Annotated in this window: 23 protein-coding genes; 11 read left to right on the top strand and 12 right to left on the bottom strand. The window is 50.0% G+C overall.

Annotated features, from left to right (window positions below):
• Positions 1 to 33 precede the first annotated feature (33 nt).
• From SH451x_RS18525 to SH451x_RS18510, 4 genes are read left to right on the top strand one after another with little or no spacing between them, the layout of a single operon-like run.
• Positions 34 to 3,234, top strand: a complete 3,201-nt coding sequence (locus tag SH451x_RS18525) for a hybrid sensor histidine kinase/response regulator (protein ID WP_479358512.1) — start codon at positions 34 to 36, stop codon at positions 3,232 to 3,234.
• Positions 3,212 to 4,069 carry a CheR family methyltransferase gene (locus SH451x_RS18520; RefSeq protein WP_479358511.1) on the top strand — a complete coding sequence of 286 codons (858 nt, stop codon included), beginning with the start codon at positions 3,212 to 3,214 and terminating at the stop codon, positions 4,067 to 4,069. The genes SH451x_RS18525 and SH451x_RS18520 overlap by 23 nt, the downstream gene beginning before the upstream one ends.
• A complete protein-coding gene (locus SH451x_RS18515) occupies positions 4,066 to 4,641 on the top strand; it encodes a chemotaxis protein CheB (protein WP_479358510.1) in 576 nt (191 codons plus the stop codon). Before SH451x_RS18520 ends, SH451x_RS18515 begins: the two co-directional genes overlap by 4 nt.
• On the top strand, positions 4,638 to 6,260 hold the full coding sequence (locus tag SH451x_RS18510) for a response regulator (protein ID WP_479358509.1): 1,623 nt from the start codon (positions 4,638 to 4,640) through the stop codon (positions 6,258 to 6,260). Before SH451x_RS18515 ends, SH451x_RS18510 begins: the two co-directional genes overlap by 4 nt.
• Before the next feature lie 47 nt (positions 6,261 to 6,307).
• Here the strand turns inward: SH451x_RS18510 and SH451x_RS18505 are convergent, their stop codons facing one another.
• The gene (locus SH451x_RS18505) at positions 6,308 to 7,246 is read right to left on the bottom strand and encodes a mechanosensitive ion channel family protein (protein WP_479358508.1); all 939 of its coding nucleotides are present in this window, start codon (positions 7,244 to 7,246) and stop codon (positions 6,308 to 6,310) included.
• A gap of 220 nt (positions 7,247 to 7,466) precedes the next feature.
• Complete coding sequence (locus tag SH451x_RS18500; protein WP_479358507.1) at positions 7,467 to 8,093, bottom strand: FMN-binding negative transcriptional regulator; 627 nt, start codon at positions 8,091 to 8,093, stop codon at positions 7,467 to 7,469.
• Positions 8,094 to 8,228: 135 nt separating this feature from the next.
• On the opposite strand from SH451x_RS18500, the gene SH451x_RS18495 reads away from it, so the two are divergent.
• Together SH451x_RS18495 and SH451x_RS18490 are read left to right on the top strand one after the other, a co-directional pair.
• Entirely contained in the window at positions 8,229 to 9,434 is a 1,206-nt protein-coding gene (locus tag SH451x_RS18495) for a threonine/serine exporter family protein (RefSeq protein ID WP_479358506.1), read from the top strand.
• A 115-nt stretch (positions 9,435 to 9,549) separates the two neighbouring features.
• On the top strand, positions 9,550 to 9,942 hold the full coding sequence (locus tag SH451x_RS18490; protein WP_479358505.1) for a hypothetical protein: 393 nt from the start codon (positions 9,550 to 9,552) through the stop codon (positions 9,940 to 9,942).
• A gap of 20 nt (positions 9,943 to 9,962) precedes the next feature.
• On the opposite strand, the gene SH451x_RS18485 is transcribed toward SH451x_RS18490, so the two are convergent.
• From SH451x_RS18485 to SH451x_RS18475, 3 genes are all read right to left on the bottom strand, one after another.
• Positions 9,963 to 10,562, bottom strand: a complete 600-nt coding sequence (locus SH451x_RS18485) for a class I SAM-dependent methyltransferase (protein WP_479358504.1) — start codon at positions 10,560 to 10,562, stop codon at positions 9,963 to 9,965.
• 76 nt (positions 10,563 to 10,638) lie between these two features.
• Entirely contained in the window at positions 10,639 to 10,866 is a 228-nt protein-coding gene (locus SH451x_RS18480; RefSeq protein WP_479358503.1) for a hypothetical protein, read from the bottom strand.
• A gap of 895 nt (positions 10,867 to 11,761) precedes the next feature.
• Positions 11,762 to 13,300: an OprO/OprP family phosphate-selective porin gene (locus SH451x_RS18475; protein WP_479358502.1), complete on the bottom strand. Its 1,539-nt coding sequence runs from the start codon at positions 13,298 to 13,300 to the stop codon at positions 11,762 to 11,764.
• Between the two features lie 339 nt (positions 13,301 to 13,639).
• On the opposite strand from SH451x_RS18475, the gene SH451x_RS18470 reads away from it, so the two are divergent.
• From SH451x_RS18470 to SH451x_RS18450, 5 genes are all read left to right on the top strand, one after another.
• Positions 13,640 to 14,998, top strand: coding sequence for an HAD-IIB family hydrolase (locus SH451x_RS18470; RefSeq protein WP_479358501.1), 1,359 nt, complete (start codon positions 13,640 to 13,642; stop codon positions 14,996 to 14,998).
• 49 nt (positions 14,999 to 15,047) lie between these two features.
• On the top strand, positions 15,048 to 15,371 hold the full coding sequence (locus SH451x_RS18465) for a hypothetical protein (protein ID WP_479358500.1): 324 nt from the start codon (positions 15,048 to 15,050) through the stop codon (positions 15,369 to 15,371).
• A gap of 243 nt (positions 15,372 to 15,614) precedes the next feature.
• Positions 15,615 to 16,340 carry a carbon storage regulator gene (locus SH451x_RS18460; protein ID WP_479358499.1) on the top strand — a complete coding sequence of 242 codons (726 nt, stop codon included), beginning with the start codon at positions 15,615 to 15,617 and terminating at the stop codon, positions 16,338 to 16,340.
• A 358-nt stretch (positions 16,341 to 16,698) separates the two neighbouring features.
• Positions 16,699 to 16,887 carry a hemin uptake protein HemP gene (gene hemP / locus SH451x_RS18455; protein WP_479358498.1) on the top strand — a complete coding sequence of 63 codons (189 nt, stop codon included), beginning with the start codon at positions 16,699 to 16,701 and terminating at the stop codon, positions 16,885 to 16,887.
• A 56-nt stretch (positions 16,888 to 16,943) separates the two neighbouring features.
• Positions 16,944 to 17,231: a hypothetical protein gene (locus SH451x_RS18450; RefSeq protein ID WP_479358497.1), complete on the top strand. Its 288-nt coding sequence runs from the start codon at positions 16,944 to 16,946 to the stop codon at positions 17,229 to 17,231.
• Positions 17,232 to 17,609: 378 nt separating this feature from the next.
• Here the strand turns inward: SH451x_RS18450 and SH451x_RS18445 are convergent, their stop codons facing one another.
• The 7 genes from SH451x_RS18445 to SH451x_RS18415 all read right to left on the bottom strand — a co-directional run bounded on the left by SH451x_RS18445 (position 17,610) and on the right by SH451x_RS18415 (position 23,528).
• Complete coding sequence (locus tag SH451x_RS18445) at positions 17,610 to 18,062, bottom strand: ferritin-like domain-containing protein (RefSeq protein ID WP_479358496.1); 453 nt, start codon at positions 18,060 to 18,062, stop codon at positions 17,610 to 17,612.
• Between the two features lie 98 nt (positions 18,063 to 18,160).
• Entirely contained in the window at positions 18,161 to 18,883 is a 723-nt protein-coding gene (locus SH451x_RS18440; protein WP_479358495.1) for a hypothetical protein, read from the bottom strand.
• 103 nt (positions 18,884 to 18,986) lie between these two features.
• Complete coding sequence (locus SH451x_RS18435; RefSeq protein ID WP_479358494.1) at positions 18,987 to 20,345, bottom strand: outer membrane protein assembly factor BamB family protein; 1,359 nt, start codon at positions 20,343 to 20,345, stop codon at positions 18,987 to 18,989.
• Positions 20,346 to 20,384: 39 nt separating this feature from the next.
• A complete protein-coding gene (locus tag SH451x_RS18430; RefSeq protein WP_479358493.1) occupies positions 20,385 to 21,401 on the bottom strand; it encodes a Kelch repeat-containing protein in 1,017 nt (338 codons plus the stop codon).
• 28 nt (positions 21,402 to 21,429) lie between these two features.
• The gene (locus SH451x_RS18425; protein ID WP_479358492.1) at positions 21,430 to 21,861 is read right to left on the bottom strand and encodes a hypothetical protein; all 432 of its coding nucleotides are present in this window, start codon (positions 21,859 to 21,861) and stop codon (positions 21,430 to 21,432) included.
• A gap of 1 nt (position 21,862) precedes the next feature.
• Positions 21,863 to 22,744, bottom strand: a complete 882-nt coding sequence (locus tag SH451x_RS18420) for a DUF1559 family PulG-like putative transporter (RefSeq protein WP_479358491.1) — start codon at positions 22,742 to 22,744, stop codon at positions 21,863 to 21,865.
• 46 nt (positions 22,745 to 22,790) lie between these two features.
• Entirely contained in the window at positions 22,791 to 23,528 is a 738-nt protein-coding gene (locus SH451x_RS18415; RefSeq protein WP_479358490.1) for a PEP-CTERM sorting domain-containing protein, read from the bottom strand.
• Positions 23,529 to 23,583: the final 55 nt, after the last annotated feature.

The following is a 23,583-nucleotide window of genomic DNA, read 5'->3' as shown; positions in this document are numbered from 1 at the left end:
TTGTTTGTTAACTCTCGACATAAGAGCTCGTGAATGTCAGACGCGTCTGTGCATCAAAATGCAAAAACACAGCGAGCGTCTGAGTTGTATGACGGAAGATATGCGTCACTTGTCTATTTGGCGATCGGTATTTCACTGCTGATCGTTTTGGTAGCGGATTTCTTCACACCGCTTGGGGTTGCCGTTTGGATATTCCATTTGGTCCCAGTGACGATGTCACTTTTGTTAAAACAGCCACGTATACCGATGTTGATTGCAGCGGTGTGCACGGTACTGATGACATTTACATTGGCGACCGATGCCGCGGGGGTCAATCGCGATGTTGCTGTGGTTAACCGCGTTTTTGGGATCGTGACCATTTGGGTTATGGCACTGGTCGGAACATTTTTCATCAAGAATAAGGTCTTGGTGCAGCGACAGCAGTGGATTCAGTCCGGGCGTACCGGACTAGGAATGGTGATGAGTGGCGAGCAAGCGACGGAGAAGTTCGGCGAGAATACTATCCGTTTTATATGTGAAGTCCTAGACGCCCAGGCCGCTGCCTTGTTTGTCGAAGATGGCGATGAGTTCAAGCGTATAGCTACTTACGGTTTGTCGTCTAGCAAGCCGATGGTCGAAAGGTTCACGCGGCGAGATGGACTGCTAGGGCAAGCGGTCAAGGATGGTCGTACGTTTTGCTTATCCAATGTGCCCGATAATTACCTCACGATTGAGTCTTTTTTGGGCCACGGAAAGCCGCGTCATCTTGTCATTGCTCCCATGAAGGTCGAAGGCGATGTGAATGCCGTCATTGAGCTTGGATTCATGCGCAGATTTGGTGATGAAGTCGATGAATTCTTGGAGGCTATTTCAGAACCTGTGGGAGTCGCAGTTAGGTCTGCGAGATATCGTTTTCACTTACAAAAGCTCTTGCAGGAGACACGTCAGCAAGCTGAAGAATTGCAGCAGCAAAGCGAAGAGCTGCGAGTTGCGAACGAAGAAATGGAGGTACAAAGCCGCGTCTTGCAGGAGTCGCAAAGTCGACTGGAGCAACAGAAAGTTGAACTTGAGCAGACGAATGCGCAGCTTGAGGACCAGGCACAACTTCTCGAAGCTCAGCGAGACGATCTGGCAAAAGCGCGTGTCGCAACCGAGGCAAAAGCGCGTGAATTAGAACAAGCAAGTCGTTACAAATCCGACTTTCTGGCAAATATGTCCCATGAGTTGCGCACACCGTTAAACTCGTCACTGATTTTGTCGAAACTGCTTGCTGACAATCCTGAAGGCAATTTGACAAAGGAGCAAGTAACATCGGCAGAAACCATTCACGCTTCGGGTAATGATTTGTTATGTCTAATCAATGACATTCTTGACTTGTCCAAAATTGAAGCAGGAAAGATGGAAGTGCGTGCGGACAACGTCTGGCTGCCTGACATGGTGCGAGAGTTGGAGAATTCAATCTCGCCACTTGCAACCCAGAAAGGGCTTCAATTTCGAACAGAAATAATCGGCGATTTCAGCGAGCCTGTTTTTACGGATCGGCAACGACTAGATCAGGTGTTGAAGAACTTGTTGTCGAATGCAATTAAGTTTACCGACAAAGGTAATGTCGGTTTGACGATAAGAAATCACTCAGAGAATGAGTTTGCCATAGAAATTTCGGATACGGGAATCGGCATTCCAGAACAGGAGCAGCAGGCAATTTTTGAAGCGTTTCGGCAGGTCGATAGCGCGGCCAATCGACGCTACAGCGGTACCGGTCTCGGGCTTTCCATAACCAAAGAATTGGTCAGAATCTTGGGTGGACAAATTCAACTTGCCAGCCGTGTTGGTGAAGGTAGTCGCTTTACGATTGTTTTGCCACGGGCGTTTAAAGCTGCATCAACAACTTCTCCCAAAGTTAGTACAAGTCCAATCTTCCGAGATAACGCCAGTCTCGTCTCACAGTTCCCGAAACAACAAGAGAGTACAAACTCCACGCCGCAAAACTTTGCGTCCGCGCCAAAGCCGATCTATTCTCAACCACGATCCTTTAAAGATGATCGCGGCCAGTTGAGCGGTGATAGTCGCCTCATCTTAATTGTTGAAGACGATGAGTCCTTCGCAAAAATCTTGGCCGACCTGGCTCACGAATTGCGATTTCAGTGTGTAGTCGCTACGACAGCCGAGGAAGCGATGGCCCTTGCCGCGCAGTTTATGCCACATGCAATCGTGCTTGACATTGGGTTGCCGGATGAATCAGGACTCCTGGTGCTGGACAGAGTCAAGCAGGATTCTCGTACGCGGCATATACCCGTTCATGTGATTTCGGCAAATGACTTGTCTGAGACTGCAATAGCCCTGGGGGCCGTCGGGTTCGCTGTAAAGCCGGTTGATCGAGCGACACTGGTCGCAACGCTGAAGGGCATTGAAACAAAGCTAAATCAACGGACCAGACGTGTTCTCGTTGTCGAAGACGATGCCGTCCAGTTAGAAAGTCTGCAGAAACTCTTGGGCTCGCACGAGGTTCAGACTGAAGGCGTGAGAAGCGTTGCCGAATGCCTGGAGCAACTGAAGAATAATACTTACGATTGCATGGTATTGGACTTGAGCCTACCCGACGCTTCAGGGTACTCGCTGTTGGAGACGCTCAGCCGCGACGATTCATACTCCTTTCCGCCCGTAATCGTTTATACCGGGCGAGACCTTTCTGCGCAAGAAGAGCAGCGACTGAGGATGTTTTCCAAGTCGATCATCATTAAGGGGGCGAAGTCTCCAGAGCGGCTATTAGACGAAGTCACGCTTTTCTTGCATCAAGTTGTGTCGGAGCTTCCCGCCGAGCAGCAAAAAATGATTCGCAAGGCTCGGAGTCGCGAGGCGGCTTTGGAAGGGCGGCGCATACTAATTGTCGAGGACGATGTTCGGAATATTTTCGCTCTTTCAAGCCTCCTAGAACCTCGAGGCGTCGTCATACAGATTTCCCGAAACGGCAAAGAAGCTCTTACGGCACTTGGGGAATCTTTAATCGACGAAAGTATGCGGATTGACTTGGTTTTGATGGACGTCATGATGCCCGAAATGGATGGCTTAACTGCGACTCAGGAGATTCGCAAAAGACAGGAATTCAGAGATCTGCCGATCATTATGCTGACCGCGAAAGCGATGAAGGACGATCAAGAAAACTGTATTGCAGCGGGGGCCAACGATTATATGGCGAAACCACTGGACGTAGACAAATTGTTGTCGCTGGTTCGTGTCTGGATCCGAAAGCGGTGAGGGGTTAGTGCGAGAAAAGATTAACGATATCGAACTCCAATTGCTGCTGGAAGCAATCTATCGGAAATATCATTACGACTTCCGTGAATATTCATTTGCATCATTAAAACGGAGATTGGAGCAGGCTCGCGAACGATTCGAATGCAAATCGCTTTCTCAACTCCAGGATCGTGTTCTGCACGATGCTTCGGTGTTGCCCGAGTTGCTATCTTACTTGACTGTGCAAGTCAGTGAGTTGTTTCGCGATCCTGACTATTTCTTGGCGTTGCGCCAGAGTGTGATACCACATTTACGAACCTATCCGTCGCTCAAAGTGTGGATTCCAGGCTGTGCCTGCGGCGAAGAAGTCTATTCGATGGTTATTCTGTTTCGCGAAGAAGGATTAGAGGACCGCACAATATTTTACGGGACAGATATTAATGCTGACGCGCTCCGGCAAGCCGAGGAGGGGCGGTATCAGGTTGATCGATTGCCGCTGTTCACAAAGAACCATCAAGATTCGGGTGGCAAGTCATCCTTGTCGGAATACTATACGGCCGCATACGGCTACGCAGTATTTGACAAGACTCTCCGCCGACGCGTCGTGTTTTCCGATCACAGCCTCGCCTCAGATGCTGTTTTTGCGGAAGTGCAATTGGTATCTTGTCGAAATGTTCTTATTTACTTTCAGACCGATTTGCAGGACCGAGCCATCGGGCTATTTCGAGACGCCCTTCCGCGTAACGGCTTCCTCGGCTTGGGCGCGAAAGAAAACATGCGGTTCTCGCGACATCGCCATGCGTTCAGCGATTTTAACGCAGAGGAACGGATCTACCGCAGGACGGGTGAACTATGAAAGCAATGACAAATGCGGTCGTCATTGGTGTTTCAGCGGGAGCGATTGACGCTTTGTCGACCGTTTTTTCAGGCTTACCCGCCAATTATCCGCACGTTATTGTCGTTGTCGTGCATGTTCCCAATGTGAAGTGCAATTCGATGATAAAGTTGTTACAACATAAGTGTCGTTTGGAAGTAGTAGAAGTCGAAGACAAACAACAGCTGGAGAGTGGAACTATATACATAGCGCCGCCAGATTATCACGTGATGGTGGAAGACCCGTCGACACTTTCATTGACGGTGGAAGAGCCAATAAACTTTTGTCGGCCTTCGGTGGATGTCCTCTTCGAGACCGCGGCAGAAGTCTTTAAGGAAAGACTGGTCGGCATTGTATTAACGGGCGCAAATCACGACGGAGCAATTGGACTCGCAACGATCATTGAGGAAGGGGGGATAGGGATTGTGCAAGAACCGGCAGAGGCCTATGCCAGCGCAATGCCCGAAGCGGCTATCCGGGCATGTCCAACTGCGAAGATCATGAGCCTTGAACAGATTGTACACTATTTAAATAGTACAGAAGGTTGTCAATGAGCGAACAATCAAGTCCCATCGTGAACTTTCTACTAGTTGATGATCGAGAATCAAACTTAGTTGCATTGGAAACCTTACTCCGGCGCGAAGGATTGATTTGCCTAAAAGCAAGCTCGGGCGCGGAAGCGCTAGAGCATTTGCTGAAACACGACGTAGCGCTAGCGTTGATCGATGTGCAGATGCCAGATATGGACGGATTTGAACTCGCTGAATTGATGCGAGGTTCCGAACGCACTCGACGAATTCCAATCGTGTTTTTAACAGCAGATAGCGGAAATCAACAGCGTCGCTTCCGCGGATATGAAACGGGCGCAGTCGATTTCCTTCAGAAGCCGATTGAGCCAGATATTTTGCGCAGCAAGGCGAGTGTCTTCTTTGATCTCTACTGCCAGCGGCAGGAAGTTGCACGGCAACGCGACGAACTTGCCAAAATTAATCAACAGAATGCAAGTTTGCTAAAAGAAACCCGTCAGTTTGCCGCTGCACTGCAGGAAGCTGATCGTCGTAAGGATGAATTTATCGCAACGCTTGCGCATGAGCTGCGCAACCCACTCGCACCGATTCTCAGTGGCATTCAAGTGCTTGGTATTCCTAGCACGACCGCAAACGAACAGCAAGAAGCTGCGGAAATTTGCGAAATAGTCGAACGTCAAGTCCATCATATGGTAAGGCTGGTTGACGACCTTCTAGAAGTCAGCCGCATTACGAGCGGAAAAATTACACTTCAAGAATCGCAAATCGATTTGTCGGACGTCGTCAAGAATGCTGTCGAGACGAGTTCGCCGATGATTCAAGCTGCAAATCATAGGCTCAAGCTCATAATGCCTGACAAGTCCGTCATGGTTAACGGAGACATGGTCCGGTTGACTCAGGTTGTCGCTAATCTGCTAAACAATGCGTCAAAATACACACCGGAAGGCGGTCAAATTTCTATAACGCTTTCGACAGTCGAAGATCATGCTAAGTTGGCAATCAAAGATTCAGGCGTAGGTATTCCCCCAGAAATGCTCGATAAAGTATTTGAGATGTTCACTCAGATCAATCGACATCTCAAACGCGCGCAAGGTGGCTTGGGGATAGGTCTTACGCTCGTCAAGCGTCTGGTGGAACTGCATGGTGGCGATGTCCATGTTACCAGTAATGGCGAAAACCAAGGTGCCGAATTCACCGTTTCATTACCTTTGGTTCAGCAAGAGGGTGCGGATGTTGGTATGCCGCAGATGTTCGGTGTTGCGACAGTCGAAGGCCAGCGCGTGCTCGTGATCGACGACAACGTTGATGCCTTACACAGCCTACAAAGACTGTTGACCGTAGTTGGTCATGATGTAGCTGTAGCCAACAGTGGACCTTCCGGTGTCGCGATGGTAACCTCGTTCAAGCCGTCCGTCGTTTTTCTCGACTTGGGAATGCCCGGGATGGATGGCTACCAAACGGCCCAGTTAATTCGCGAGCTGCCAGATCGGCGCAATTTAGTGTTAGTCGCACTGACTGGATGGGGCCAAGACGAAGATCGCAATCGAACTCGCGAGGCTGGTTTTGATTTTCACTTGGTCAAGCCCATCACTAAAGATGCTATCCGCGCACTATTCACATCAGCGTTCGATGGTACACGCGTGTAACAGTGTGTGTCTTACGTTTCTCCATGGACAGCGTTGTCGATGGACTACTACGCTGCGTCGGATTGTTGAATGGAACTGCGGCGTGGGAGGGTCCGGCGCGATTGTAGACCGAGAAGTTCACTAGACGATGAATCGACGTGAATATCGAGTTGCGGGAATGCAATAGGGATCGACGCTTCGTCTAGCTGTCGCTTTATTTGATACACCAGTTCATCTCGCATTGGATGAAAGTCCGCTGTCGGCGCCCAAACGCGTACGACCCAATCTACTGCGGATGCGCCGAAACCGACGAGCAGAACTTGTGACTTGCGTTCGTCGTTCTGAATAATTTTGGAAGCCAGTTGGGCAATTGCCTTCCAAAGACTTGCCCGAGTCGCATCCATATCGGCTGAATAAGCGATCCCGACCGGAACTTCAATGCGGCGAAGCGGATGAAACGTAACATTCTCGATCGTATGACCAGAAATTGAGCTGTTCGGAATTATCAGTCGGCGATTATCTGGAGTATCTACCGAGGTGGTAAAGAGATCGATCTCATGGACCCGCGCAGTTACTCCACCTGCGACGACTAGATCTCCGACTCGAAATGGCCTGAATATCATCAGGAGAACGCCCGATGCAAAATTGGCAAGAGTGCCTTGGAGTGCAAGGCCGACTGCGAAGCCCATGGCGGCCAATACCGCTGCAAAACTTGTGGACCTTACTCCAAAATAGTGTAAGACAAAGAAAATTCCGGCGACTATGGTGCCCCGATAAACCAGCTTTTCGACGAAGCGCCCGAGCGTCTGGTCGACGCGTGAACAGATCGGGCTAGCTACTATACGCGATAAGTATTTTGCGATGAAATAAAAGCCTACCAGGAAACTCAAGGCTTTGATGGCGGGAAATAAAGCAATGTCACTGATCTCCGTAAGGCCATCAGCATTTCCCGAGAATAACTTCTGCGCTGCTGCCCATAATCGACTTGTGACTTCAGAAAATGTCATCGTAGATTTACTCTCCTGGCTATCGATCGGTCGGCAAAATTGTTCCTGAAATCTAACTTCAGGCAAAGGCCAACCAATTTAGAAGCCGCTTGTTTGAGCCGCGTTGGCTAACATAACCGGGACCGCCTCGCGCAAAAGGATGCTGCAAGGGATGCCGAATATGGATACTGAATTCCGATCGACGAGAAAAGATCATTAATACGTCACAGTCGATAGATACTTAATCAGTCGGGCGAAACTCTTCCATTAAGCGAGCGATCTCGGTTTCATCATGTCGACCCGAATCGCGGAGTCCCCGAGCGATTTGTTCTCGCGAATTGGCGGGATGGTTTTGATTTAGCTTCCATTTCCCTTCAAGCCGTTCGATCTGCAATTCAAATCCAACGATGCCCTGCATCATTTTATCGAGGTAACCGTCGTCAGGCTGTGTGATCTGCCAAGGTTGCGTAAAGGCGGCTTCGTACTTTTCAACCATTCGCGTAAGAACGCTATAGAGCTCACCACGCTCTTCAATCAGTCGAATCTTACCGTATGCGTGAACGGTAACATAATTCCATGTCGGTACTGCGTTCTGGGCTGGGATCCAGTTTGGCGATACGTAAGCATGTGGGCCATGGAAAATTGCCAAACAGCGTTGGTCGGAGGCAAGACGCCATTGAGGATTGCCTCGTGCAAAGTGACCCAGCAACCGGGGCGATTCGGCATTAGCACCATCGTAAAGCAGCGGGAGATGTGTCGCGAAAGGTTCATCCTGCACGACTGAAACCAGAGTTGCGAAGCCGTGCGTGGAGATAAACTCAACTAACTGTGCTTGGTCAGTGACTAGAAAACTATGCGGGATGTACATGTTGGGACAAGTGGCGGTGATGGTTGACGTTGTTGTGCGATTTTCTTTCGATCAAACTTCGTTAGAATTGTCAAGCTTGTCTGGATGTGCCCTTTGCCTTTTTTCGACTATTTGAGCTTATAACACGGACTCTGAATGCCAATTTCAACGGACGAGCAGGCGTTTCTGCTGCGCGCGGGCGAGCTGCTTCATCGCTATGGAACGCCTTCTCATCGTCTTGAACGTGTTATGGCAAAGGTCTCTCGGTCCCTTGGCATCGTTGGCGTTTTCTTGTACACGCCAACTGCGCTGGTCGTATCTTTGGGTGACGGCAATTCCGAAACCACGTTCTTGCGACGGATTGATTCAGGCCCGGTAGATATTAGCAAACTCATTTCTTTCGATGAGATACTTGAGCGGTTAGAAGATGGAAAAATTACCGTTGGGCAAGCCAGCGAGGAATTCGAAAAAACCGCCAAGGCCCCTTCTCCGTTCGGCTGGCTAGCTACGGCTGCTGCGTATGCGACCGTGTGCGGATGCGTGGCAATCTTGTTCGGAGGCCGATTAATTGAAGCAAGTGTAGCAGCTGTTCTTGGCTCGCTATTTTATTGGTTAGGTGGCGCAACGGCACGTTGGAGTTGGGAGCGAGGACTTTTTGAACCGCTGGTTTCGGCTCTAGGAGCGACCGTTGCATTGCTGGTTGCACGATTCGTCGTGCCGCTCGATGACCGACTAACAACTCTTGCGTCACTGATTGTTTTGCTTCCAGGGCTAGCGTTGACCGTCGCTATCACGGAATTATCGGTCGGGCATGTGTCCGCAGGAGTCGCAAGATTGGCAGGAGCTCTTTCGACATTATTCGTGTTGGTGTTAGGGGTTGGAATTGCTTGGAGATTAGGAGCCAACCTGCGTACGCTGCCCGTTGGTCCAATCCAACCGCTCCCGGAATGGTTGATGCTTTTGGCCGTGCTTCTTACACCAGGATGTTTTGCAGTTCTGTTTCAAGCGAGTTTTCGGCAGTGGCCTGTAATCTATACGGCTGCACTGCTTGGTTATATAGCTCACTGGTTTACCGTGAGAGAATTTGGGCAGGTCGTGGGAGCGTTCTCTGGGGCTTTGGCCGTAGGTTGCGTGAGCAATCTTTATGCTCGAATCTGGGATCGGCCTGCTCTAATTCCGTCGACGCCTGGAATGATAGTGCTCGTACCCGGTTCATTAGGATACCGCGCTCTAACTGCTTTGTTAGAAAGCCAAACACTAACAGGGCTGGAAATTGCATTCTCCACCGTGTTGACGGGATTCGCACTCGCGGGCGGGTTGCTTGCTGCGGGGGCACTGATCCCACCAAAGCGAATTTTATAGTACGACAGGGTACACCAACGCTAAATGAGCTATCCGGAATCAGTTTTGCTCCATAGTTCCATCTGTCTCCCTATAGTTCAGTATTTCTTATTCTTGCAAAGGGTTTAGAGCAGATATGTTTCCCGCAACCAATGAACGCGTTCCCAACAATACTACGGCGCGCGTAAACGAACAGATTCATCAAGAAACAGCAGCACGCGTCAGCAATTATCGAAGTGCAACCAGCCGACTGATTCAAGAACGACTAGAGGAATTAGAGCACGAATGGGATGTCGAACGCGTGCTTGAAGCTAACGCGGCCGCACTTGCATTTACTGGCTGCGTCCTCTCCGCTGCGGCAAGCCGTCGCTGGCTCATATTGCCGATTGCAGTTACCGGCTTTCTGTTCCAGCACGCCGTACAGGGCTGGTGCCCACCGCTTCCGATTTTAAGACGCTTGGGTGTTCGCACCGTGCGCGAGATCGACGAGGAGAGAAATGCGTTGGTGCGATTGCTAAACAATCGCTAACCCACGACAGCTCTGACGTCCTATCCCTTCTTCCATGTAAAAACTTTCAATGGTGGTAGATTCCACCATACTCGATCAACGTCGTAATCGACGCCAAGTTCGGGGGCTGCGTAGCTGGCAACCGCGTCTCTTACTTGGTAAGCAATGAAAGTACCGTTGGGCTGAAGTGTCGTTTTAATTACTTTCAGCAATCGGCGAGCGGCTTCGTTAGGAATCGCTGAGAAAGGGAGGCCAGAAACGATGACTGCCGGCGCTTGCAGTTGATGCAGCAACAGATAGTCGGCCAAGTTCTCTGCATCCCCTTGTTGGACTATGAGTCGCGGATCGCGGATGGCGCGGAGCGCCGGTAGGAACTCGGCTGTTAGCTCGATTGCTAATAGTCTGCTATGTGGATGCATTTGTTTCAACAAAGCTTGACTGGTACCGCCAGTTCCCGGACCTAAGTCCACAACAACCTCTGCCTCGCGAACACAATCTCGATCGGCTATAGAATAAGTCAGTGCGCCGGAGCTGGGACAGACCGAAGCAACCTGGGCAGGAGCCTTTAGCCATGCGGAAAAAATTGATCGCAACTGCGGCAAGAAAGGGCTCTGCGAGGGGCTCGTTTGGGTGCTAGGCATGTTAGCTCTCGGGGCTATCTAATAAGGTCCGATTTACCAATCATTATGGTTGTTTAATTCCGTGGCGACAACCGTATCAGGTTCCGTAAACACCAGTCCAGGATGGCGGGTCGCTTGCAGGAAACGATTCTTCCGACGCTTCCTGGACCTTGGTGTCGTTCTGCATATCGGTACTGTCGCGACGCGGTGACTCCGTCTTATCGACGGCCGTTGATTTATCTCGTGTCCGCTCGGCGTTTGGGTCTTCTGCAGAAAGATTCTCTGAAGACGCATGGAGCGATTTTTCCGAGGGAGATTCGCACATAATGGCCACTCTTTAAAACAAAGTTTTTGAAACAGGCTCTCATGTAGCAAAGCTCACGCCGAAGCCACGTCGAAACACCATAAATTCAACTACCCGCGATTTGCATAACCACGGGAAGACGTGGCCTTGAACGCTTCGCCACACCTATTTCGCATGGAGTTGGATCGCGAAGATATTCAGGCGCGGCTAGTAGTGCAGCGAGTCACAAAAAAGAAATGAGTGAATGCGAGTGAAAGTATCCGCCACAGAGTTCGCCTGTGGTAGAAACTGCCAGTTTTTGTCTTCGCACTCTATCTGGCTGCCTTTCACACGGGCAAACCAAGCACGCCTGTGCAACAGCTTGGCGGATTATGGAACTGGATTCAGCTCTGAAGAAACGTCAACTGCGGCAGGACTTTCCAGGCTTGCTTGACAAGCTGGGCATAAGTCTTCTACCACCCATTTGTAGCTTGGAACGGTTTTTGTGACCGTTGCTTTCATTAGTCGCTTGCGAGTAAATATTGTTGCTGAGCTCGGGATCCACCTCGACCAGCTAAAAAGCTTCGGTTGTGTTTTCACTTGAGAATCTTCCCCGTTCTCGCCGCATTCAGCGCACACTTTCTCCTCGAATGTGCAATCAAGAGAACTGGGGCCGGGTACGCAGAACTCTTCTGACTTCGTTCCCCAGCAGGTGACGTTGACTGTTTTCTCTTCACAAACAAGCCGACACGTTTTAGTACAGTTGGCAGAACAACCGCATTGTTTGCAGATTTCACCGGCAATCAAGTTGCTTGAGTGCCAGAAAAATAGCAGTGCAACTGCAACTATCTGGGGGGGCTTTATGCGCATCCGGTTCGCTTCCTTAAAATGTACTTGGTTGCGGTTACGCGATGACTTGTCTGGAAAGACGCAGATGCTACCAGTTGAAGTCGAATCTCATGCCAAGCAGATCGGCTTCCGTGCTGCCGAAAACTGTTTCTTCCGAGGTGTATGGATGGATCCAGTCAAACATAACGCGAGTGCGATCTGACCAGTACCAGTTCATGCCAAGGGTTATATCGTTGTATTGGCCAGCGTTTGCGTCGGAGAGATCAAGCCGTGACCAGCGTGCTTTGGCTTCCCAGGCTCCGCTTCCGATTCCGCCTGGCGTTGCAAAGAAGTTATTGAATGGTTCGTTTCTACCAAACTGAGCACCATGCTGTCCGAATCGTTGATAGATGCGATTTTCACCGGTCAGGAAGAAGCTAATATGTGAGTAAGCCCCACCCACATGAACCGCTTCACCGGAGTCAAGATTGACTTGCGAAACATATGCTTCGTTTTGAATAGTGAAACGCCCCCAGACTATCGCCAGTTCCAAATTTCCAGTGGTGTAGTCATCAGCGATTAGGTTTCCAGTATCAATCAAGATCGGCCCACGTTGGACCTGCGGCCGGGCGCGAAATCGGACACGATTGTCATAGTCATTCGTGTACAGCACTCCAGCGCCTGTATGCACCAAGTATCTTCCATCAGACGGTTCGTCATAGTACGGCAACCAATTCAGCCGTCCACTAAGGCGAAGTCCTTGGTTATCGTCTATTCTTGTTTTAAACGTGTCGTTGATATCGTCAAAGAATATTCCCGTTGCCCACGAAAGATTTTTGTCCTCTGTGCAATTGTAAAACGCCATGCCGACTTCGCGGTCTGCAGAGAAGACGCCCTGAGTTGGAATTGAGCGTTCTAGAAATATGTTATTCGTATCGTTGGTAACTTGTTCAAGACCAAAAGGAATGAAGAAGTTGCCGATGCGCATTCTGCCCAAGAGGGGTATCTCATTCATGGATAAATATGCATCTTTAACATCGGGACTAGCAAACTGGTTGTCATTGGCACCCTGCCCCGGTTCTAGAGTCATCTGTAGTCGAAAATCGAATTGACCATATCCGGTACCATCCGCCAAAAGCCGTAATCGACGGAAATTGAAATAATTTTCGTCTCCATCAATTGCGGGATCAGCGTTAGCCCAAAGAACGTAGTCCATTTGCACGTGTCCACCAAGCTTTACGTTCCACTTCTCGTCGGACACATCCTTCCATTCTGGCTGGATTGTTGACTTTGGATCGGCTTTCGACTTTTCCGCTTTAGCCTTATCGCGTTCATTTTCAAGCTCGGCTAGGCGTTTCAGAATCTCTGCTAGATCTGGTTGCGTGTTTTGTGGTGTTTCAGCAAACGCTTGTCCGTCTTGTGGCACCGGCGAATCAGCGACTATCAAGGGTTGATACGAATAGTCGGAAGGAGAGCTACGCGGCTGCTCAAGCACTTCCAACTGCTCGAAAGGCATTGGCTGCACGACAGGCCAGCCTTGCGCATGAAGCTTGTCAGTACCAACCTTGCTCAATGTAAGAATGAGCAGCGCTGCAGTTAGTTGCGAAGCTCGACGCGCTGTGGGAAGTTTCGCGAAGATGGGCGTCACTCGGATCACTTTGCTTTGTTACAAGTCGAACATCCTCCGGTCGCGACCGGTCGGCGTGATTCGTTGCGGTTCGAAAGGCTTTAAATGATTCGCCTCCGTAAGCGAGGTTAGCGAATACAAACAAAATCAGCGAATACCTCGGTGTCTCTACTCACTCCAGTTTATCGGCAAAACCCCGCGCAACGACTTAACCAGATTTAAGTGATTAATCGATTTTGCTGCTACGGTTAGCCCGAAAGCCAGTCGAGCTAGTTTTGATATCAAAACAAATCTGGAATGGCAGTTGCTTCGTCGGGCGCTGGGGAACGTGAGATAACATCAAGATTCTAAGGAAACGACATGCAGTTTCATGTGTTGGCCGTAGACTACGACGGCACCATTGCGCATAACGGTCAAGTTGATGAAGCGACACTGGCGGCGCTTCACCGATTGCGAGAAACAGGCCGAAAACTGGTCCTCGTAAGTGGGCGTCGACTCGAACCGCTGCAAGAGCTGTTTGCAGAGCTTACAATCTTCGAGAAGGTTGTGGCTGAAAATGGTGCGTTGCTGTACGACCCCCATACAAACGAGGAGAAGCTGCTCAGCGAGGCTACCCCACCCGAGTTTGCAGAACGTCTCAGTGCTGCGGGCGTTGACCGACTTGAAACAGGACGCGTCATCGTTGCGACGTGGCAACCGTACGAAACGATTGCGCTTGAGTTGATACGAGAGATGGGGCTTGAGCTGCAGATCATCTTTAATAAAGACGCGGTAATGATTCTGCCGACCGGAATCAACAAGGCAGTCGGTTTAAAAATTGCGCTGGAAGAAATGGGGATCTCTCCAGTAAACACCGTGGCGGTCGGCGATGCCGAAAATGATTTAGCAATGCTTAATATGTGCGGTGCAAGCGCTGCTGTCGCAAACGCTCTGCAAACCGTCAAAGATCAGGCAACCATCAAGCTCGAGAAAGAACGGGGGGAAGGTGTATCCGAACTGATTGAGTTGATCGTTTCGACAGACCTTGCGCAAGTTTCAAAAGCACCAAAGCGCAACTTGCAATTGCATCAAGGATTGGATGGAGTTCCTCTAACCATACCTCTTGTCGGAGAGAGTATCTTTGTAACAGGGGGGCCGGGGGGCGGTAAGAGTAAGTTCGCGCTTACCTTTCTCGAACGCCTGAGCGAGGTAGGTGCACAATGTGTAATCTTAGATCCCGAGGGAGATTACCAGGACTTGAGTGATTCGATCGTACTCGGAACTGCCGATCGTGCTCCAGATGTTGAAGAAGTGATAGGCGTACTGCGTCAACCTTCTGAGCACTGTGTGGTGAGTTTTTTTAGCATTCCGAAACCCGAGAGGCCCGCGTATTTTGACAAGCTCCATCGCGCCCTGGCCGACCAGAGGAGCAGAACGGGGCGGCCGCATTGGATTATTGTGGATGAATCACACTACGCTTCTCCCCGCGACTGGGAGCCTGCGAAAGGCTGGCATGAGAAAGAATTAAAAGGGTTTTTATTCATTACGGCATTTCAGGAAGAGATGTCAGTCTCCGTGCTCCAAACAGTTGACTGGATTATTTCTATTGCAGAAGAACCGAGGGTAGCGCTTGAAAAATTCTGTAATCTGGTCGGCGTCCGCACGCCGCACGTCGCACGTCGCATCGCCACGTGCCTCTACGGAATCGCTTTCAATCGCTTGGCACCGAGCGAACGATAAAGCGTTTTGGTTTCATCGATTGCAACCGAAGGACGAAAGCCAGCGTCATATGCACAGCTACTATGATGGAGAAATGGACAAGGAGTTACGGTTCGTGTTTCGCGGCCCTGAACGTAAGCTAGCGCTAGAGGTGCAGAACCTTAAGATTTTTATGCAGATAGGCAATGGTGTTGATGATGAGACCTGGGAATATCACTTAAATCGCGATGACTACGCATCTTGGTTCGAGAACGTAATCAAAGATGGCACATTGGCTGAAGCAACGCGCGAGATCGGTACCAACGAAGCGATGGATGCGGGTGAAAAGCGCAAGGCAATCTTCCAAGAAATTCGAAAACGTTTCGAAAAATCGCCGCGTGAAAGTAAGCCATGAAAGAGTTCAGTGGAAAGCAAGCGGATCCCAACTGAATAGCATGCAAACATAAAGAATTGCTGGTGCTCCCTCCTACTCTAATTGGAAAAATTCCAGCTTGATGCGCATGGCCGCAACGCGTTATAACTTACTCTTGGCAAGTGGTATGGAACGGACTTTCCATTGACTTCCACAATTGCTTGACAGGAAGTTGAGTGTTGCCGAACAGCAGTAATGACTGCATTTCGGAAAGGATACCCAACTATGCTCGTTGTATCGCGCAAGCAAAATCAAACGGTCGTTTTTCCAAACCTCGGTATCTCTATTGAGATTCTGCGAGTTGCCTCAAGTTCAGTCAATGTTGGGGTAACTGCGCCGGACGATGTGCGAATTCTCCGCGGCGAATTGCTTGAATCCGACATTGCGGTTGCGCGGGGGCAGGCTTCTAGCGGCGTTAGCCAGCGAACGGAAAACCAGGAACTCCGAAACCAACTACACCTCGCCCAAGCAGCTCTTCGGTCGATCCAGCAGTTCTTAGAAAGTGGCCAGCAGCTACGAGCTGAACAGTGTGCTGCGGATGCGCTAGAGGCGTTGAACGAGTCTACGCTTGGGGATAGATCCTCTTCCCAGTGCGCGGAAGGCAAATCTTGTTATGTCGATTCAGCTCAAAAACGAGTTGCGTTGGTCGTGGAGGACGATGAGATGCTTCGTCAGCAGGTCATCGAGTATCTTGAGTCTTGCGGGTACAGAGTCGCGACCGTGAAAACGGGCTCTGCGGCCATAGAATATCTTGAACAAAATAAACCGGTCGCAGTCGTGCTCAATATGGAAACGCCGCGGTTGAATGGCAGCCAAACAGCCATCGAAATTTGTCGTAATCCAGCTTGGAAGGATATTGCCATCTTCGGTGTAAGAGGTTGCATTTCCGTTACTGTGCCAGCAAGAAATCTCTCGCAAGAGGATCTCTCGGCGTCCCATAATCTGAACTAATGCGCCAGTATTGATGACGGGATATTTGAGGCTGGAAGTGCGGCGTTGGGCCGATTGGTAAATAGGAAGGCAGCCTCTCGAGCACACGTCTTTTCTTCATGCCGGCGTGCCTTCCTGCCGGCGTACAACACTACTTCGCACCGAGGACTTCATCCTCGGATCTGCCGGGCGTGTCCTCGAGCGTTCCCACGATGAAGGGGGCTGGGCTCCATTTCCAACGCGGCAAATCGCAAGAAAACTTTTGACACTTTTTCGCAGCAACCGTTGACAAAAAAGCCGCCGGTTGTGATGCTAATGAGAATCAGTCTCATTACTTTCCGGTGCGGGAAGCACAGTGATCGGTGAAAAAAACGTCAAGATGTCGAATCCGTTGAACAGTTCCACGACTACTGACTCCCCAAAGGATCAAAACCGTTTGCTCCTGAAGGCTCGCAGTTACCGGTATGAGGAACTGGCTAAAGGGGATTCGCATATCATCGTGACGATCAACGGAACTCCCTATGAGCTGCGGCTGACGAAGAGCGGAAAGCTGGTCCTGAACAAGTAAGCTGTCGCCCATGTGGGCTGGCAAAAGCTGCATTACGCGAGAAACGATTTTACAAGATGACCGAAAAGATATTGGAAGTGTTTCCGTCGGACGCCGCTGACCGTCGCATCGCGGTTGTTGAAGTGCGTCGCGGTGACGAAATCGTGCTCTCGCTTCAACAGCAAACTTTCTCCAGCGATATCGGTTGGTTCGCCCAGAGCTGCATTGAACTCGAAGCCCAACAGTTACCGAGCATGAAACTGTTTTTTACAGGATGCAATGTCACGAGCAGGCAACGCATGAATCGATCGGCAACTCGTTCGCTCGCCAACAGTTCCTTTGAGCCCATCGTGTTTGCTGGCTAGCCTGAATATTCACGCAAAGGTCAGATATCGCGGGATCGCACGGCAGACTTCCTGACCACGCGCGTTAAGCGAGCGATCCAACGGCATTCAAGTTTCTACCGTGTGTTCTTTGCACCAGTTTCAAGTCGTAGTTGATTGAATCAATCCACAACGCACAAGCAAGTAACTCGGACGATCAACTCGTCGCTTTAGTTGTCTGGGCAAAACGCTGGAGGCAATAGATCACGACAGCCGTAGGGCGATATCAAAACTCGATCAGGAAAATTCAATCACTCGCGGATTGTTGAAGCGTGATCGCAAACCTGAGAAGCGAACGGCGTAAGAGACGCTCGTTCGCTTTCCTTTTTCGCGTTGCATTGAATGAAAAGAGGGGGGCAGCTACGCTGTTTTTGAAATCGCATTCGCAGCATCTTGTGCTTCGGTGGTACGCAGCAATTTGGTGTACTCGTCGACGCCTTCTTGTTCTTCTTTCAGGATGTCTTCCAAGAAAATCACAAGCGGTCGGTCGCCTTCTACCATCTCCAATGCTTGGGTGTACATTGCTACTGCTTTCGATTCGAACTCAAGACTGAACTTGAGAACTTCGCGAACATCCCTGGATTGCTTAACTTCATTGCGTGTGGCAACTGGTACTCCCCCCATGGACGAGATTTTTTGACCGATTAGCTTCGCATGCTTGAACGACTCTTTCGCGTCACCTTCAAACTTCTCTGAAAAAATCTCTCGCCACATTCCTTCGACGATGAAGCTAGCTTGAGAATATTGAACGACACCTGTCCATTCGTGCTTGAGAATCTCGTTCAACTGGTTGATAACGGCCTGGGTATCCATAACTAAAGTCCTTCTATTCCACTCAAATGTAGTAATGTAGTTCCGTATAAAATACGTATCTGATCAAATACCTTATACGGGATGTGCTTCGACTGAGATTATTTGGCTTTGTCAAAGTCTTCTGGGTCATTGAACGTCACAGTGAGGTAACACGAGACCGATTTGTATGCGGTCCCGTTAATCTCACCAGTTTTGTCTTTAACCGTGTGGCCAACCATCACGCCATTCAGACCTGACGTAACCTCACTGTCGGAAAACGATGCCTTGCCCTCCGCATCGGTCTTCAATTCCCCGTGAGTCGAACCATCATGGCCGAGTAAGGTGACGGTGGTGTCTGGCAACGGCTTATTGTCGAATTGTACCCAAACATCGACACCAGTGTCAGTGTCTACTAATTTAGCAGCGATTTTAGCGTCTTCTTCTGACGTTCCTGCTTGCGAGTCGAGCTTGTTGGGAAGTTTGCCCGCATGATGAATCGCACAGTAATCTAGCTTGGAACCATGGTATATGCCGAAGGTAACATCCGATTTCAGGCTGGTGACAGCTTCAACAGGTGCTGTCGACTGGAGACCAATAAAATCATCGGATTCTTTTGCCGATAATGCGATCTTCTTAGGCTCGGCATTTTTTGCAAATGCGAAAACTTCGGCTTTTGAAATCGACTCGGGAAGTTTGTACGTTCGGTCGGCTGGAGTTTCACCAAAGAACATCACTACATGATTGTTCTCATCAACAGCCAGCCACGGAAAGTGAGCTTGCGCTTGGCCTGCAATCAGGAACAGAGTGGCAAGGATAGTGGGGGCGCAGATTCGCATCTTCATTTGAGTGTTTCCGGTTCGAAAAAGTTAGAGGCTAATTAGCTTGTGGTAAGCGGTATGATTATGAAACGTTACAACACGACATTTCATATTCTTTGGGAGTGTGTCAGTGTGATTCAGCAATGCAGTAGAGCGAACTTTCTGTACGAATAAAACATCTGCCTTCAATCGCAATTGCTGCACAGACAGTTTCTGCCATTGGTAAGGCCTTCTCGTCTGTCGAGTTGTCGTCGTCCGTAAAGCTAAAGAGATCGTTTTCTGCGACTGAATCGAGGCCTTCGGCCATAAGAATGGAAGTCTTGCCCTGATGGCCAAAAAAGTACAAGTGTTTGTTGTGTTCGAACGGCGTTGACCATACACTACCAGCTGCCAGTCGGACCGTACGCTGTTCTTTGCCCGATTCCAAATCGATTTCGAAAAGCACGCCGGCTTGGCTAACAAAGTAAGCGTTATTTCCAGCGACTAAGGGGCTTCCGAAACTGGAAGTGGCTTTAGTGGCACGCCAAACAAACGCAGCTTGATAGTTGCCATCGCTGGTCAATGTTACTTCAATCAAGCCATTCGAGTTGGTAGCCCCATCCGACTTGCTCTCCTTCGATGCACCGACCAAGAAGCGATTTTTGCCAGCCTGAATCGGCGAACAAGTCGTATTGCCTGACACATCTGTCAGAGTCCAGAGACGCGAGCCCGACTGAGGATCATACCCCGCAATGATTCCCTTACCGCTCAATACCAATTGCTTACCCTCGCCGATATCTACGATTCTGGGTGAAGCCCACGACGTGGTACCAAGGCCTGGAACCTGCCATACAATTTCGCCCGAGTCCTTATTTAAACAAGTCAGCAACGGCTCCTTGCTTTGTTCGATCCAGCAGAAGACGTGTGATTCGTCTTGTTCCAAAGAGGCTGCTAGTCCGTGACGAGCCGGAATCGTGCCTTCAGTAGTGATCAGTTCTCGTCGCCAACGCTCTGTGCCATCTTTTTGCAAGGCTACTATCAGTCCGCCTTCAAAGTGAGCTACGAAGCCATCTCGGTCAGCGATCGGGCTGGGGGCTGCACGCGAAACGTACGTAGAATTTTCCTCGGGATGTGCGTTCTCAAACGTTGTTAACCAGTTAAGTTTTCCATTCAGGTTATACGTCGCCAGGTGGAATCGTTCTTTGTTTGCCCCGGTTGTTGACGTGACTGCCACCATACCATGAGCGACGATTGGAGAAGATTGACCCTCTCCATGCAGAGCGACTTTCCAGGCTATGTTTTTATCGCCTGACCACCGAAGCGGAAGTTGCTTGGCGTCAATCGACAAACGACCGCCGTTCTGGAACGAAGGCCAGGAAGCTACAACGTCCGCTGTTCCGGAGACTACGTCGTCAGCCCTTAGAGATCCGAAATTAGTAACAAGCACTAGCGACAAAGTGCCGAGTGCGAGCATACGACCGTAATTTTGGACTGACTTGAGCAACATCAACCTTTAAACTTTCTTACGCACGCATACTGTCATCGCCTATTGGGGCATCTTGATAAGTTCGGTTTCGACGAACTTGCCACTTTCCATATTTGCTCCGCCGATCACGATGGCGTGTTGGCCATCAATGCGAATCAACTCGTGGAAGAATCTGGCATCCGTCGTCTTGCCGACACTGGTCCATGAATGTGCGTTAGCATCAAGTTTCTGCAAGTTACCGTCGATCGTACTCACGAGTATCGCGTTTGGTAGAGCTATCGCGGCAGTCCCAAAGCCTGTCATGCGGCCTTCACCGATCAGCTCGGGGCCTTTAGTCCACGAATCAGATGCAGGATCGTAGAGCATTGTATCCTTGACGATTTTGTTCTCCGGTTCCATGCCACCAATGACGGCAAGTTGCTCGCCAAATGGTACGATGCTTATTGCTCGGCGTTGGAAAGGAGGATTTGCGAGTGCTTTCCATTCCAAGTCGGCGGACTCCAAGTCCAAGCAGTACGCATTATCGTGCCATTTTGAATCGTTGGAACCACCATCAAGTTGCCAACCGCCTACAACGTAAATCTTCGAGCCGAAGAGCACCGCATCATGGCTAGATCGTGGCTCGGGAAGCGACGGCATCGCACTCCATTCCCCAGTCGCAGTATCAAAAGCGGCAACTTGATCCGTCGACTTGAGTACATGTTCTTCACCTTCTTCATTGAGAGCTGAAAAACCGCCGATACGAATTACTCTGCCTTTATAAGCAACAAGTGCTAAACCTTGCAGTCGCTCTGACTCCGCGACCGCTTTCCAGGGAGCTTCCGGGTTTTGGAGGTCCAAACATAGCAACTGATTAGACTGTTCCTTGTTGGAGTACGAATGCGCTTCTCCGGTGTGACCACCGTACACATAGACTTTGTCGTCCAAGCGAGCCGCTCCGAAGCTGGTCAAAGTGAGTGGTAGATCTGCATAGTGAGCGGCAGCCGTAACAGCATGCTCCGCTTGACAGTTGGCATTCATAATCACAAATCCAGCCATCAAGCCAAGTGCTGCATTGGAGAGTTTACTTAGTCGCATTCGGGAATCTTTCTGGTTAAGTAGTAAACTATTTGTAGTCAACATTAAAGTTCGCGACATTATCTCCTTCGGAGAGCGTTGCCGTGAGTTCACTTCGAGAATTAAAACGAGAGCTGATTTCTTTATACTCTGATCGCTCATGGCTGATTGGGCCTCCCGTCGCAATTGCTTTAACGCCCGGAGGTAGCCCAAAGACTTGCACTTGATAGATTCCGACAGCAAGAAGTTTATCAGCACCGATCGCGTAACTTCCATTTTCGATCGCCGATGACACCTTTGGACCTGTCGTTTCCCGAATCGGAACAAAGGTTATCAGCCCTTCTGACAGTGGTCCGCTAGGTAAGTTGACAGTCCCTGTTACTTCGACGACGGTCGTCTTGGCATTGTTGCAACCAAGAGTCGTCATTGTCATAACAATCAAAAACGCTAATGAAAGTGTTGGAAATGTTAGCTTGCTCATGCTATTGTGAAAGGCGATTGATCGATTCACCATCATTCCGATTGGCGAGGTTATCTAAAATCACGGAGTCGGTTGATTCGTTGATGGCTTGAACGGAACCATCACCAAAAGCAAACTGAACGCATCCAACATGGTGGCTGCGAAATGTTTCCCAAGTGCGGAAATCGTAACCGCCGCCAGACTGCGAGTTGAAGGTGCCTGCCATGGAGCCAGCCGAATGGTAGGGATAGCCTTCAGCCCACTGGGTAAATCCCTGGTTTGGCTGCAGCTCTTTCAAAGTGAAACTCAATTCACCGACCAATAACACATTCGAAGAGCCATCGCCCGAAGACGACAGGTCGCCGATACTCACTGCCGTGTGCATTTGATTGGCGCGATTCCAGCTGTAAAGGTTCAGCGAGTCAACCATTGCGCCATTATTGTACGACGAACGATAATATTCGCTGCCCGTTGAAAACGCATAGCTTGAGCTGCCTTTGAGCGTTACGCGTTCAGTAAATACCGTGCTTGGACATTGGTAAATGGATGGAGTCTTTTTGCGCGACGTAGCGTTAGGTTCCGCTGTCATCGACTTCGAAAAATCAAACTGCAAATAAAGTGGTTGCTCTCCAGCGAATGGCAAAATTGAAATCCAACCGCTGCCCCCGTTATTCGTTATCGTTGGTGGCAACTGGCGATTTGCGTGGTCATAGGTGTGCAGCGCAATGGCGATCTGTCGCAAGTTGCTGCCGCAAGTCATCTTGCGTGCTGACTCGCGTGCTGCTTGGACTGACGGCAACAACAGTGCTGCCAACACGCCAATGATCGCAATTACAACCAGCAACTCGACGAGAGTAAAGCCTGATCGCTTTCTAGGTTTAACAATAAAGTTACTACGAGACATAGTGGAATCCCTTCAGAACAGAACTGTATTCAATCAAGCAATCTGATCAGCTGGCCGGCTGCCTTTTACGGCGAACTCTAGCGGCGATTCCGCCGACTGCAGCTAGCGAAAGAACCGCCAGGCTCGCAGGTTCCGGTACCGCAGTCACGGCTCCATCGATGTGTAATCGGTCTAATGCCATCGAACCTGATTGAGCTGCGAATGTCAGAAAGAAGCTGTCTTTGGTTTGGGCGAAATCCCACGAAGCGAGATAACTCACATCGAATCCACCACCCTGCCCTTGCGGCCCTAACTCAACGCGTGCAGTCTCGGTTGTGAACGTTGGGACTACACCATCAACGAGAAGAGAACTGTAATCGAGTTCGTTCCCTAAGGTCTTAAACTGCACGACAAGCCGGGTGTTAAAGCCAAGCCCATTGTTGAATGACGGAATTGTAACTTCAAAAATGGACGGTCCACCTGGCGGTAGGCCAGGAAGATTTGTGCCAGATTCAAACGAATAAATATTGCCGGTACCAGTGACAAACGCAGAATTCGAAGTCTCCAGCAGGCTCGCAAAATTTCCGTTCGGGCCATTGCGACCGGCCAGATCGGGCGTCGAGTCTAAGATCGAGCCACCAAATCCATTCTCGTCGCTGAAAACATCCCAGCCACTGTAAAAAGTATCCGCATCGCCGCGAGTCCAGCCGAATCGACTATCCCCCGTCGAGGGAATCACCTCGGCGACAACCGAAGTGCTCGTACAAAATAAAGAAAGCAAAAGTAACGCTGCGCGTAATCGCATTTTTGCAGGCCTAATAATTTAGTGTGAAATTCCTAGGTAGTTTCCTACCGCATTC

This window comes from Njordella aestuarii (assembly GCF_056494165.1).
This window is presented reverse-complemented; position numbering and strand designations above follow the sequence as displayed.